Annotated in this window: 16 protein-coding genes and 1 riboswitch; of the genes, 15 read left to right on the forward strand and 1 reads right to left on the reverse strand. The window is 36.3% G+C overall.

Annotated elements, in window-relative coordinates:
- The first annotated feature begins 79 nt into the window (after positions 1 to 79).
- From sigK to TEPIDINF_RS02200, 15 genes are all read left to right on the forward strand, one after another.
- A complete protein-coding gene (gene sigK / locus TEPIDINF_RS02130) occupies positions 80 to 787 on the forward strand; it encodes an RNA polymerase sporulation sigma factor SigK (protein ID WP_069800300.1) in 708 nt (235 codons plus the stop codon).
- Between the two features lie 230 nt (positions 788 to 1,017).
- The gene (locus TEPIDINF_RS02135; protein WP_069800298.1) at positions 1,018 to 1,920 is read left to right on the forward strand and encodes a DMT family transporter; all 903 of its coding nucleotides are present in this window, start codon (positions 1,018 to 1,020) and stop codon (positions 1,918 to 1,920) included.
- Positions 1,921 to 1,988: 68 nt separating this feature from the next.
- A riboswitch (cobalamin riboswitch) is annotated at positions 1,989 to 2,178 on the forward strand.
- Positions 2,179 to 2,349: 171 nt separating this feature from the next.
- On the forward strand, positions 2,350 to 2,610 hold the full coding sequence (locus TEPIDINF_RS02140) for a hypothetical protein (RefSeq protein WP_421691271.1): 261 nt from the start codon (positions 2,350 to 2,352) through the stop codon (positions 2,608 to 2,610).
- A gap of 2 nt (positions 2,611 to 2,612) precedes the next feature.
- On the forward strand, positions 2,613 to 3,641 hold the full coding sequence (locus TEPIDINF_RS02145) for a FecCD family ABC transporter permease (protein WP_421692130.1): 1,029 nt from the start codon (positions 2,613 to 2,615) through the stop codon (positions 3,639 to 3,641).
- Positions 3,641 to 4,417: an ABC transporter ATP-binding protein gene (locus TEPIDINF_RS02150; RefSeq protein ID WP_421691272.1), complete on the forward strand. Its 777-nt coding sequence runs from the start codon at positions 3,641 to 3,643 to the stop codon at positions 4,415 to 4,417. Before TEPIDINF_RS02145 ends, TEPIDINF_RS02150 begins: the two co-directional genes overlap by 1 nt.
- Positions 4,418 to 4,490: 73 nt before the next feature.
- Positions 4,491 to 4,793 (forward strand): MTH1187 family thiamine-binding protein, encoded by a 303-nt coding sequence (locus tag TEPIDINF_RS02155; protein ID WP_069800292.1) that lies wholly within the window; start codon positions 4,491 to 4,493, stop codon positions 4,791 to 4,793.
- Between the two features lie 179 nt (positions 4,794 to 4,972).
- Entirely contained in the window at positions 4,973 to 5,491 is a 519-nt protein-coding gene (locus TEPIDINF_RS02160; protein ID WP_069800290.1) for a YqeG family HAD IIIA-type phosphatase, read from the forward strand.
- Positions 5,492 to 5,497: 6 nt separating this feature from the next.
- A complete protein-coding gene (gene yqeH, locus TEPIDINF_RS02165) occupies positions 5,498 to 6,607 on the forward strand; it encodes a ribosome biogenesis GTPase YqeH (RefSeq protein WP_421691273.1) in 1,110 nt (369 codons plus the stop codon).
- Positions 6,608 to 6,666: 59 nt separating this feature from the next.
- Positions 6,667 to 7,509, forward strand: coding sequence for a shikimate dehydrogenase (locus TEPIDINF_RS02170; protein ID WP_069800286.1), 843 nt, complete (start codon positions 6,667 to 6,669; stop codon positions 7,507 to 7,509).
- 15 nt (positions 7,510 to 7,524) lie between these two features.
- On the forward strand, positions 7,525 to 7,821 hold the full coding sequence (gene yhbY / locus TEPIDINF_RS02175; protein ID WP_421691274.1) for a ribosome assembly RNA-binding protein YhbY: 297 nt from the start codon (positions 7,525 to 7,527) through the stop codon (positions 7,819 to 7,821).
- A 2-nt stretch (positions 7,822 to 7,823) separates the two neighbouring features.
- Positions 7,824 to 8,417 carry a nicotinate-nucleotide adenylyltransferase gene (locus TEPIDINF_RS02180; RefSeq protein ID WP_069800284.1) on the forward strand — a complete coding sequence of 198 codons (594 nt, stop codon included), beginning with the start codon at positions 7,824 to 7,826 and terminating at the stop codon, positions 8,415 to 8,417.
- Positions 8,407 to 9,018, forward strand: a complete 612-nt coding sequence (yqeK, locus tag TEPIDINF_RS02185; RefSeq protein ID WP_069800282.1) for a bis(5'-nucleosyl)-tetraphosphatase (symmetrical) YqeK — start codon at positions 8,407 to 8,409, stop codon at positions 9,016 to 9,018. The genes TEPIDINF_RS02180 and yqeK overlap by 11 nt, the downstream gene beginning before the upstream one ends.
- Positions 9,002 to 9,361 carry a ribosome silencing factor gene (gene rsfS / locus TEPIDINF_RS02190; RefSeq protein WP_421691275.1) on the forward strand — a complete coding sequence of 120 codons (360 nt, stop codon included), beginning with the start codon at positions 9,002 to 9,004 and terminating at the stop codon, positions 9,359 to 9,361. The genes yqeK and rsfS overlap by 17 nt, the downstream gene beginning before the upstream one ends.
- On the forward strand, positions 9,358 to 10,248 hold the full coding sequence (locus TEPIDINF_RS02195) for a CvfB family protein (RefSeq protein WP_069800279.1): 891 nt from the start codon (positions 9,358 to 9,360) through the stop codon (positions 10,246 to 10,248). The genes rsfS and TEPIDINF_RS02195 overlap by 4 nt, the downstream gene beginning before the upstream one ends.
- Positions 10,238 to 10,984 carry a class I SAM-dependent DNA methyltransferase gene (locus TEPIDINF_RS02200; protein WP_421691276.1) on the forward strand — a complete coding sequence of 249 codons (747 nt, stop codon included), beginning with the start codon at positions 10,238 to 10,240 and terminating at the stop codon, positions 10,982 to 10,984. The genes TEPIDINF_RS02195 and TEPIDINF_RS02200 overlap by 11 nt, the downstream gene beginning before the upstream one ends.
- A gap of 305 nt (positions 10,985 to 11,289) precedes the next feature.
- Here TEPIDINF_RS02200 and TEPIDINF_RS02205 read toward each other — a convergent pair.
- The coding region (locus tag TEPIDINF_RS02205; RefSeq protein ID WP_476471650.1) for a transposase family protein at positions 11,290 to 11,880 on the reverse strand (591 nt) is incomplete at its 5' end.

Here is an 11,880-nt window from a genome sequence, read left to right on the forward strand (position 1 = left end):
TTATGGTACAGGCACGGTAACTCTCCTTTGCTGCATATACTATAATAGTTTTCCTTTTCGATGCCTAGGAGGTGACAATGTGTCTGGCTTATTTACCGCACTTGCACTACTGCTTAAAGAGTTAACTTTATTTGTTTCTTATGTTAAAAATAATGCTTTTCCTCAACCACTGAGTGAGAAGGATGAAGAAAACCAAATCACCTTATTACTAAGGGGGGATCAGCAAGCAAGAAACAAATTGATCGAACATAATTTGCGACTGGTGGCCCATGTTGTAAAGAAGTTCGAGAATACTGGAGAGGACACAGAAGATTTAATCTCGATTGGAACGATTGGATTGATTAAAGGTATTGAAAGTTATCAAGCCAATAAAGGCACAAAATTGGCTACATATGCAGCTCGTTGTATTGAAAACGAAATTCTCATGCACCTACGTTCATTAAAGAAAACCAAGAAAGACGTCTCCTTGCATGATCCAATTGGTACGGATAAAGAAGGAAATGAAATTACCCTGATAGATGTACTAGGAACGGAATTGGATGATGTCATTGATGAAGTACAATTAAAAATTGAAAAAAGCAAAATCTATAACTTTCTTCATATTTTGGATGATCGAGAAAAAGAAGTGATCATTGGACGGTTTGGATTGATAGATGGAAACGAACGCACCCAAAGGGAGATCGCCAAAGAACTAGGCATTTCCCGTTCGTATGTTTCAAGAATAGAAAAAAGAGCACTGATGAAGTTATTTAATGAGTTTTATCGAAGTGGAAGGAAGAAGGGTTAGAAGGATAAAAACGGTGAAGAAGTTAAGAAAACATTTGATCGAATCGGTTTTAAATACTTGTAAATTTTTGATCCATGTTCCTTCCTCCTTTTATATACTCTAATTAGGATACATGAGATTGATGGATTATGATGTGATACAGCTCACATTCTTAATATTCCAGTATTTAAAATTCTTTAAAAATGGTGTAATGTATGATCATACACTTTCTTAGGAGATAGGGACAGGAGATGCAACAGTTGTACTATTCTTTATTATTATTAACAAGTTTGCTTTGGGCAGGTAATTTTGTTGCAGGGAAATTTCTGGTTGGCCACGCTTCTTTTATCACGCTAACTTCGATACGCTGGTTGATTGCAGTTTTATTTTTATTTCCAATCGTTTGGTTTAAAGAAAAACAGTTTATTCCCCCTAGAAAGAGTTTTTTTCTACTCTTTTTAATGGGGATAACGGGCGTTGACCTTTTTAATATCTTTATGTTTCTTGCCCTTGAGAGGACAACTGCTGATAATGTTGGATTAATCTCTGCTTTAAATCCTATTGCAATTGCCATTGCCTCCTTTTTCTTACTAAAGGAAACGATGATTAGGCGCCAAATTTTAGGAATGACTCTTTCATTACTAGGTGTTTTCATTGTCATATCTGAAGGAGAATGGCAAAAACTTTTAAGATTTCATTTCAACACAGGCGATTTATTCATGTTAGCTGCAGTTGGTTCTTGGGGACTTTATTCTGTAGTAGGTAGAAAAGTGATGCATCAGGTTTCACCTTTAATGTCTACTTTATGGGCAGGCATATTTGGAGTTCTTACTTTGTTACCTTTTAATTTGTTCACATTTTATGTGATCGATCCGAATTTTTCTTTTTGGTTGGCTACTGCTTATGTTAGTATAGGTGCAACAGTGTTAGGAATGGTCTTTTGGAATATAGGGGTACAAAAGGTTGGAGGGACAAAATCAGGGATGTTTCTTAATTTTAATCCGATCTTTACTGCTTTCTTTGCATACTTTTTCTTAGGTGAACATATTACTTTTGTACAGCTGATTGGAACAGTAACAGTGATTATCGGGGTTTATATTTTTACGTTAAGAGCTAATTCGATTTCTAAACAAGCAACATTGATGAACGAATAAAATACGATTAGAACTAAATTTAAGGACTTGTTCAATGCTTGAAATGATGTATAATAGAACACATAATTGAATAGCATGTATGAATAGGTTCTTTTAAGTCATGACTTAAAAGATGAAAAGGGAAGTTCGGTGAAATCCCGACGCGGTCCCGCCACTGTAAATTGGAAGCATTTCGTGTGATGCCACTGTCATTAAGATGGGAAGGTGCGAAATTGCATTGCCATAAGCCAGGAGACCTGCCTATTCATAGAGGAAGCTTATCCTTCGAGGAAAAGGAAGGCGCCGAGAAAACGTAAATTCTTCATAACGTTTTTCAGCACCATACATACAACCTTTTTTGTCCTTAGGATAAAAAAGGTTTTTTTAATGGTAGGGTACTTTTGTGGATTTTTATTCCTCGACATGCAAAAAAAAGAAGGAGAGAAGAGCATGTTGAAAAAAAGTCTTGTCTGGTTGTCAGGATGTGGAATTGCGAATGATGTATCATCAAAGCAACCTGAAGTACAAACTCCAGCCAACTCAGTATCTAGCATCACAAATTATCCTTCAACGATTACTGATGATTCAGGTACACAGACTGAAACTTTATTTGCTCTCGGCATCGTTTTAGGAGCACATCGCATTATTGATGGCCTAGAAAGTATTGTCAATGCATTATATCCAGATTTGCTAAAGTTGGTTATGGTATGAACATGAATAAAAAAATCCTTTTATGGGTAGGAGGACTTATTCTCCTACTCATGTTTTCCATGATCTTAAGTTTAATGATCGGTTCTGTTTCTGTACCACCCAACTTAACCGTGCGAATACTACTTAATCATCTACCATTTTTAAATTTAGAGCCTAATTGGTCAATTGGCCAAGAATCTATCGTATGGAATTTACGATTACCAAGAGTTTTCTTAAGCCTGTTAGTTGGAGCAATGTTATCTGTTGCTGGAGTTGCATTCCAAGGGGTTTTACGTAACCCTTTAGCAGATCCATATATACTGGGTGTTTCGTCTGGGGCTGCACTAGGAGCAGCAATGACCATATTATTTGGACATCAAATCGGATTCCTTGGTCAATTCAGCCTTCCCCTTTTTGCTTTTATTGGAGCGATTATCTCACTAGGCCTAGTCATTTTATTAACCTCAACCCAGCATATTCGTTCAAATGAGATACTAATTTTAGCTGGGGTTGTTATTCAAGCTTTTTCGGGAGCAATATTAACTTTTTTAATTGCGTTGTCTGGTGAAAAAATGCAATCGATTATCTTTTGGATGATGGGAAGTTTAGCCAACCATGATTGGATAGATGTAAGGATCCTTTTGCCTTATTTTCTAGTTGGTTTATTGTATTTAGGCACGCAATACCGAGAATTAAATATATTGGCTTTAGGTGAACAAGCTGCAACACATTTGGGGATCGAAGTAGAGAAGAAAAAGTTTTATATTTTAACCGTTGCTTCATTACTTGCTGCAGCAGCAGTATCGATTGTTGGTATCATCGGATTTGTTGGTCTGATTATCCCTCATCTTATTCGCTTATTAACTGGACCAAACCATCGGAATTTGCTTCCTATTTCTACTTTAGCAGGGGCGTTGTTTTTATTGTGGGCTGATACAATAGCTAGAACAATTATTCCTTCAAGAGAAATTCCAATCGGTGTAGTTACAGCAATGATCGGTGCACCTTTTTTTGCTTATTTGCTTCGAAAGGGAATAAGGAGAGAACATTAATGAAGATTTTTGAGTTGCAAAGCTTATCTTTTAAATATGGTACAAAGGAAATTTTATCAGGGATTTCCTTTGAGATAAAACCGGGTGAAAGTTTTGGAATCATTGGGCCTAATGGAAGTGGAAAAAGCACTCTTTTACGAGTGATGAGTGGGCTTTTATCAAAATTTGCTGGCGATATTTTTTTACAGGGTAAATCTATTCAACATTACAGCAAGAAGGAACTTGCAAAAATTATTGCTTTTGTTGGCCAAGAAGGAACCCCTCCTCTTCCTTTTACTGTACATGAAGTCGTGGCCATGGGGAGATATCCTTGGTTAAAACCATTTGCTAATCTCTCTGCTAAAGATGATGAAGTGATCAAAAACGCGCTGATTTTGATGAATCTCTGGGAAAAAAGAAACAGTCTCATTCAAACCTTATCTGGTGGGGAACGGCAATTAGTGGCTTTAGCCCGCGCAATGGTACAGGAACCTAAGATTCTTTTTTTGGACGAACCCACCACTTATTTAGATATCGGTCATCAAGTATTGGTATTGCAACTAGTCAGGAAATGGCAGGAGGAAAAAGACTTAACCGTGGTCATGGTATTACATGATTTAAATCTGGCGGCACAGTATTGCGATCGGTTATTGCTTATGAAACAGGGAAATATACAAAGAATCGGCAAAGTTGTTGAAGTTCTGAGAAAAGAACATATAGAAGAGGTTTATCAAACAAAAACAATTATGGTGAAACATCCAGAACTGGGAATTCCACAGGTTCTGCTACCAAATTAATCATTCTAACAGTTTTAAAATTTTTATAAAATAGATATAAAGGAATCAAAATTAAAGAAAGGGGATGTTCTTAATGGCGATTGTTGAAGTAACGATTACTCCACTAGGTACTGGAACACCAAGTGTTAGTCATTATGTAGCAGAAGTACATAAGGTTTTGGAGCAAGCACCTGAAACGCTTAAATATCAATTGACTCCTATGAGCACGATTATTGAAGGAGAGCTACAGGATATTTTATCCGTCATTCAAAGAATGCATGAGGTTCCTTTTGAAAAGGGAGCCTTAAGAGTATCTACTTCAATCAAAATCGATGATCGTCGTGATAAAAAAGCATCGATGGAGCAAAAGCTAAAATCTGTTCAAGAAAAACTTTAATTTTCAATAGAAATAAAAGCCTAATCATAGAGGAAGACTACTTTATTAGTAGCCTTCTTTTTTATGATAAAGTTTACATTAACTTATCTTTTCATTTCTAATATTTTTTTTGCAGAAAACAGGATAAATATGGTATAGTTATTTTTCAGATGAAGGGATAAGAAGGAGAATAATCATTCATGTTTTTAGATAAATTCGCTCCCAATTTGCATGTGAAATCGATATATGATATTGATCTACAAGCCTTGAAAAAAGCTGGAATCACCTCGATCATCACTGACTTGGATAACACATTGGTTGAAGCTGATTCACCAGAGTATACGCCAAAGTTAGTGAAATGGCTAGATGACTTACAAGAAATGGGTTTTAAGGTGATGATCGTATCCAATAATAATAAGACAAGAGTTTCTGAATTTGCCGATCCTTTAACTGTTCCTTATATCTATAAAGCAAGGAAACCGTTTAAAGATGCATTTCATAAAGCATTAGAACTTTTAGGTTCGACCGTGAATGAAACGGTTGTAATTGGTGATCAATTACTAACAGATGTACTTGGTGGGAATCGGATAGGCCTTTATACCATTTTAGTAGTTCCTATCTCCAAAAAGGAAGGATTAGGAACAAAAATCAACCGTTTCTTCGAAAGACGAATCTTAACTTGGATGAAAAAACGGGGAATGATGTCATGGGAGGATTAGCTTAAAATGACGGAGATTAAATATTGCGAAGGTTGTGGAGTGGCCCTACAGACGGAAGACTCGAAAAAGGCGGGCTATATTCCTACCTCTACATTAAATAAAGAACATTTAATTTGCCAAAGGTGTTTTCGTATTAAACATTATAATGAAGTACAACCGATACAAATAGATGAAGATGAATTTCTGCAAATTTTACATAATATAAGCAATACGAAAAGTCTTGTCATTCAAATTGTAGATTTGTTTGATATTGATGGGACTTTTATCCAAGGATTACCTCGTTTTATTGGCCATAATCCTTTTATCATGGTTGCTAATAAAATCGATTTATTTCCTAAGTCTACAAATAGGAACAAGGTCAAAATTTGGTTAAAACAATACGCTAGAGAACATGGGCTTTCTCCAGAAGAGATTTTCCTCATAAGTGCTGAACATAATCTTGGTATACTCGAAGTAGTAGACTTTATTCAATCTTATCGAAAAGATCAGGATGTTTTTGTCGTGGGTGCAACCAATGTGGGTAAGTCATCATTTATAAATCGAGTGATTCATGAATTACAAGGTGAAACACAAGTGGAACTTACCACTTCAAGATTTCCAGGCACTACTCTCAACGAGATACGTCTTCCATTAGAAGATGGTCATTACCTAATTGATACGCCAGGAGTAGTAAACCGTGATCGTTTGAGTGAATGGGTCTCTCCACATACATTAAAAGTAATTTCACCTAAAAAAACCGTGAAACCTAAGGTTTATCAATTAAATGGTCAGCAAACTCTATTTTGGGGTGGATTGGCTCGAATCGATCAAAATGGGGATTCAACTAATACTTTTGTTTGTTATATTTCTAATGAGCTGCCTATTCATCGAACAAAAAGGAGTCAGGCAGAAGAGATTTATCAGAAACATCTAGGAGAACTACTTAGCCCTCCTACAAAGGAAGAGATTGGAGCTTTACCAAATTTGATGAAACATTCCTTTAAAGTTTCTGGAAAAGAAAAAATGGACATTGTGATCTCAGGTTTGGGATGGATAAGTGTTGGAGGAGAATCGACAAATGTAGATGTTTTTGTGCCGAAGGGAATAGGGGTACACATTCGTAAAGCATTGATCTAATCTTTATATTTTATAGGTAAATGAAACTTTAAAGGAAGTATTTTTTGGGAGAGTTTGATATGGTAAATAGTGAAACAGGGATCATCGGGTTAATTGGTCATCCAGTCGCCCATTCCAAATCCCCACAAATGCATAATGCCAGTTTAAGGAATTTAGGTTTGAATGATATCTATTTAGCATTTGATGTAAAACCAGAGAATTTAAAAGATGCCATTCAAGGAATAAGAGCCTTATATTTTAAGGGATGCAACGTAACGATTCCCTATAAAGTAAATGTAATTCCTTTTTTGGATGAAATATCTGAAGAGGCAGCAAGAATTGGCGCAGTTAACACCATCGTTAACAAAGATGGAAAACTGATTGGCTACAATACAGATGGAGAAGGATATCTTCGATCATTAGAAGAAGAAACGGGTTTTCAGCTTCAAGGGAAACGGATTATGATTTTGGGGGCTGGGGGTGCTTCTAGGGCGATTAGTTATACCTTATCTCTGCAACCAATTGAGGGCATGGTTCTAGTTAATCGTGATCTGAATAAGGCAAACGCATTATTAAACGAGTTAAAGCAGACTGATTATCATAAAGCGATTACATATCATGAACTTCCAAATGAAATGGAACAAGTAGATCTTATCATCAATACGACATCGATAGGGATGTATCCTAATATCAAGGAAACACTTATAAAAAAAGAATGGATTCAACCTCACCATTTAGTTAGTGATATTGTTTATAATCCTCTTGAAACCAAGTTATTGCAAGATGCCAAGGCTCAAGGAGCAAAGATTCATTCTGGTTTAGGAATGTTTATTTATCAAGGCGTGATTGCCTTTGAAAAATGGACCGGAATCACTCCAGATCCAAATATTATGAGACGTGTAGTATTAGATTCTATCGTTTAGGAAGGAAGAAAAAATATGTTAACGGGAAAACAAAAAAGATATTTACGCTCACTTGCACACCATCTTGATCCTATTTTTCAAGTAGGTAAAGGTGGGGTTAATGAAAACATGGTGAAACAAATCAATGAGGCTTTAGAAGCAAGAGAACTGATTAAAGTTTCTGTATTAAAAAATAGCCTAGAGGATGCTGATGAAGCAGCAGCTGCCATTGTAGAAGGTACCAATGCAGAATTGGTTCAGATTATTGGCCATACGATCGTGTTATATAAGGAATCAAAGGAAAAAAATAAAGAAATTGAATTACCGAGGTAATGATGAAAAAGATTGGAATACTTGGAGGAACCTTCGATCCGCTTCATATTGGACATCTTGTCATGGTGGATCAAGTATTGTTTTATGCAAAGCTTGATGAAATTTGGTTTATACCAGCGCCGATACCTCCTCATAAAAGTGAGGAAAAAATCACACCGATTCAACATAGGGTAGAAATGTTGAAACAAGTGATGAACATTGATCAACGATACAAGCTCTGTACGATTGAATTAGAACGTTCTGGACCATCGTACACCATTGAAACGATAAAGGAATTGAAAAGAAGGTATCCAGATCATCTTTTTTATTTTATAATTGGCGGGGACATGGTTCAATATCTACCGAAATGGGTTGGAATCGATGAATTGTTATCATTGGTTCAATTTATTGGTTTAGAAAGACCAGGATATCAGCTTGCTCCACAGTCACCGACTATGGAAAAAATCTATAAACAGGTGCAAATGCTGCCAATGCTACAATTAGATATCTCATCCACTCAAATTCGGGATTGGGTAAAGATGGGGAGAACGATCCGTTATGTCGTTCCCGATGTTGTGGAACAATATATTAAGGAGCATCATCTTTATGAAGATTGATTTAACATGGTTAAAATCCGAATTAAAACAACAAGTAACAGCGCATCGTTATATTCATTCATTAGGTGTAGCGGAAACTGGGAAACAGTTAGCCAAAGGATACGGTGCAGATCCTGAAAAAGTTGAGCTAGCCGGGATATTACATGATTTTTGCAAATTTTGGTCAAAAGAGGAATTGGCTAATGAAATAAGAAAACATGAAGTATTAACAAATGATTTGTTAGATTACAATGCAGAATTATGGCATGGACCAGTTGCTTCTGTCATTGTGCAAGAAAGGTTTCAAATTGATGATGAGGATGTAATTATGGCAATTCGTTATCACACTTCTGGAAGAGAACAAATGTCAACGATTGAAAAAATTGTTTGTTTGGCTGACTATATTGAACCCTCTCGACAATTTCCAGGAGTTGAGGAAATTCGGAAATGGGCAGAAAAAGATTTAGACAAAGCCTTATTAGCCGCAATCGATGGTACAATTCAATTTTTGATCAAGAAAAAAATGAAGATTTATCCTTTAACAGTTAGAGCAAGAAACGATTTAATTGACCAGATTGAAAAGAAAAGAAAAAAGGAGGATGAAAATGGCATTATCGGTTAGAGAAATTGCCGAGTTGGCTGCACAAACAGCTAGTAATAAGAAGGCAAAAGATGTTGTCATTTTAGATATTAGAGGATTATCAGTGATCGCTGATTACTTTGTTATTTGTAGTGGTAATTCTGAAACACAAGTACAAGCTGTGGCCAATGAGATTAAGGACAAAATGCATGAAGTTGGTGTTTTAGTAAAAGGGTCTGAGGGCATGGATCTGGCAAGATGGATCCTTATCGATCTTGGTGATGTTGTTGTCCATATCTTTCATAAGGAAGAAAGGGAATTTTACCATTTAGAACGTTTATGGGGAGATGCACCCCGAATTGAATTTGAGGAGAATACAGAATGAGTTTACAAACAGGTATGTACCATGTATTAAAGGTGGAAAGAGAGTCTCCTTTTGGTTATTTTTTAAGCGATGGAACAGAAGATGTACTTCTTCATTTTTCTGAGACTAATCAGCAAAAGTTTGAACTAGGGGATCAGATTGAAGTCTTTTTATATAATGACCATAAAGGAAGAATAGCTGCAACGTTGCATACCCCAAAAATTGTTATGGGTGAAATTGGTTTTTTAACTGTAGATGGATATGAAACAAGAATGGGTTTTTTTCTAGATAATGGAATTAGTAAGCAAGTTCTTTTACCTATATCTGAATTGCCAGAAGAAAAGAAAATTTGGCCAAAACCTGGTGATCAATTATTAGTCAAATTGGTTCATGATAAGCAAAAACGCTTATTGGCCCATTTGGTAGATGATGAACAGGAAATAAAGAGTTTCATCGATCAACAATTAGATGGTCATTTGCCAGATCCTATAAAACAAACCCAATTTGTAAAAGGGATTGTACTTCGTCATATAAGTGTAGGCGCACATGTTTATTTGGAAAATCATCAAATTGGTTTTCTCCATCGTATGGAACAAATACATGAACTAAGATTAGGGGAAAAAGTACAGGTAAGACTTACCTTTGTTCGCGATGATGGTAGAGTAAATCTCTCAATGAAACCATTAAAGCAAACCAGTAGAATAGAAGATGCAGACCGTATTTTAGAGGTATTACATGAACGGGGAGGGGCTATGCCTTATTGGGATAAAACCCCACCAGATATTTTACAAAAGAAATTTAATTTAAGTAAAGCAGCATTTAAACGAGCATTAGGAAAGTTGATGAAGGATGGAGTCATTTATCAAGAGGAAGGATGGACTTATTTAAAGAATCGAGATGAATTATAAAAAATTTGCCTATGTCTATGACCAATTGATGAAAGATGCTCCATATGACCAATGGATAAAAATAACGGAGATGCTCATTAAAAAATACAACCTTCATCCTTCACAGATCATTGATTTAGGCTGTGGTACTGGGAATATCGCAATCCCTTTAAGTAAACAGGGCTACCAAATGATCGGGGTTGATTTATCCGAAGAAATGTTGTCCATCGCTTTTGACAAGATGTTAGAATCACATGTTTCTTTTCCTCTTATTCAACAAAACATGATGGAGTTAGATATTGATCAAAAGGTTGGACTTATCATAAGTTATTGCGATTCATTTAATTACTTACACGGAATCGAAGAGGTAAAAAAAGCATTTATTCAAGTGAATAAACATCTTGAGGACGGGGCATACTTTATATTTGATATGCATTCTCCTTACAAATTTAGGGAAGTCTTCCATGATCAAACCTTTGCTTGGAATGATGAGGATATTTCTGTGATTTGGCAAACAGAGGTAGATATAGATCAATTGATGGTAAACCATGATCTAACTTTTTTTGTGAAGCAATCTGAGCATTGTTATGAAAAGTTTCAAGAAACTCATATTCAGCAAACATATTCCATGGAAATGGTAAAACAAGGCTTAGAAGAAACGGGTTTTGAATTAGAGGAAGTTTTTGGTGATTTTCAATGGCAACCAGTTCAAGAAAATACTGAGCGGATTTTTTACGTTGCAAGAAAACAATCTTAATTTCTATGTCAATCGTCAGTGAAAATGTCACCTTAATTGTTCTATGAAAATGTCATATTCCTTGGTTAATTATTAGCGTATTAGTATATAATATTCACCCACCCTTGACGGCGAGCCTCTGCTCCCTTTGAAAACCCAATACTGACCCTACAGGGGAAAACACCCCTGTAGGGGTGCTCTAACGGGTCAGCATACCAAAGGGAGCCACTTACCATCAAGGGTAAAGTGAACAGGCTAGTGTTGCCTGAAAGTTACTTATTGGTCTTTCAATAAATAAAGTTCTAAGATTAAGATCTTGTAGAAAGTCACACATTTATGTTACTCTGAACTTGCTTTTGATTAGACCATGGTTTACGCCATGGATGTGAAGCAGCGGGTTTGCGTGAGGGCGCAGGACTCGCTGTTTTTGTTTTTGAGTTCTGTTCATGGCGGTTAGGTTTTTGTGTTTCCTGCAATTCGAAAATTTGTCCCTGGTGCCAAATGACTAGCTTACCCTGAATAGTTTCCCGTACTTCAACAGTTGTCTTTGTCTTAAATGGCTGTGAAGGTTTTTGAGCTAATGTATAGACCTTCCCATTATAGGAAATGGTTTGGCCTGAACCAATTTGTCTGTAGCTTCGAACAGTAAAGATATACTCTAAATTCATCCCCTCAGGTAGAGGACGGTAGGCAGACCCAGCTTCCTGGGGTTTAATAGCAAAAGTTTGATTATGTTTTTGGATCAGTTCTGGAAGTACTCGATTGGCCTCTTCCAAAGTGCAAATACCAAGCAATCGAAGTTCGATAACTAAACGGTCTTGAAAAGTACCCCAAAGACGTTCAATACGCCCTTTGGCTTGCGGGGTCATTGCTTTGATATGAGTTATACCGAGTTCAGCCATTACCTTACCAAATTG

It is taken from the genome of Tepidibacillus infernus (assembly GCF_048898065.1).
In the GTDB taxonomy this organism is placed as follows: domain Bacteria; phylum Bacillota; class Bacilli; order Tepidibacillales; family Tepidibacillaceae; genus Tepidibacillus_B; species Tepidibacillus_B infernus.

Bases quoted from the DNA above. Each gene is read 5' to 3' on its own strand.
- rsfS (WP_421691275.1), top strand. From the start codon at position 9,002: ATGGCATTATCGGTTAGAGAAATTGCCGAGTTGGCTGCACAAACAGCT.
- yhbY (WP_421691274.1), top strand. From the start codon at position 7,525: ATGTTAACGGGAAAACAAAAAAGATATTTACGCTCACTTGCACACCAT.
- TEPIDINF_RS02150 (WP_421691272.1), top strand. From the start codon at position 3,641: ATGAAGATTTTTGAGTTGCAAAGCTTATCTTTTAAATATGGTACAAAG.
- TEPIDINF_RS02140 (WP_421691271.1), top strand. From the start codon at position 2,350: ATGTTGAAAAAAAGTCTTGTCTGGTTGTCAGGATGTGGAATTGCGAAT.
- TEPIDINF_RS02135 (WP_069800298.1), top strand. From the start codon at position 1,018: ATGCAACAGTTGTACTATTCTTTATTATTATTAACAAGTTTGCTTTGG.
- TEPIDINF_RS02180 (WP_069800284.1), top strand. From the start codon at position 7,824: ATGAAAAAGATTGGAATACTTGGAGGAACCTTCGATCCGCTTCATATT.
- TEPIDINF_RS02195 (WP_069800279.1), top strand. From the start codon at position 9,358: ATGAGTTTACAAACAGGTATGTACCATGTATTAAAGGTGGAAAGAGAG.
- TEPIDINF_RS02160 (WP_069800290.1), top strand. From the start codon at position 4,973: ATGTTTTTAGATAAATTCGCTCCCAATTTGCATGTGAAATCGATATAT.
- TEPIDINF_RS02145 (WP_421692130.1), top strand. From the start codon at position 2,613: ATGAATAAAAAAATCCTTTTATGGGTAGGAGGACTTATTCTCCTACTC.
- TEPIDINF_RS02170 (WP_069800286.1), top strand. From the start codon at position 6,667: ATGGTAAATAGTGAAACAGGGATCATCGGGTTAATTGGTCATCCAGTC.
- yqeH (WP_421691273.1), top strand. From the start codon at position 5,498: ATGACGGAGATTAAATATTGCGAAGGTTGTGGAGTGGCCCTACAGACG.
- TEPIDINF_RS02200 (WP_421691276.1), top strand. From the start codon at position 10,238: ATGAATTATAAAAAATTTGCCTATGTCTATGACCAATTGATGAAAGAT.
- TEPIDINF_RS02155 (WP_069800292.1), top strand. From the start codon at position 4,491: ATGGCGATTGTTGAAGTAACGATTACTCCACTAGGTACTGGAACACCA.
- yqeK (WP_069800282.1), top strand. From the start codon at position 8,407: ATGAAGATTGATTTAACATGGTTAAAATCCGAATTAAAACAACAAGTA.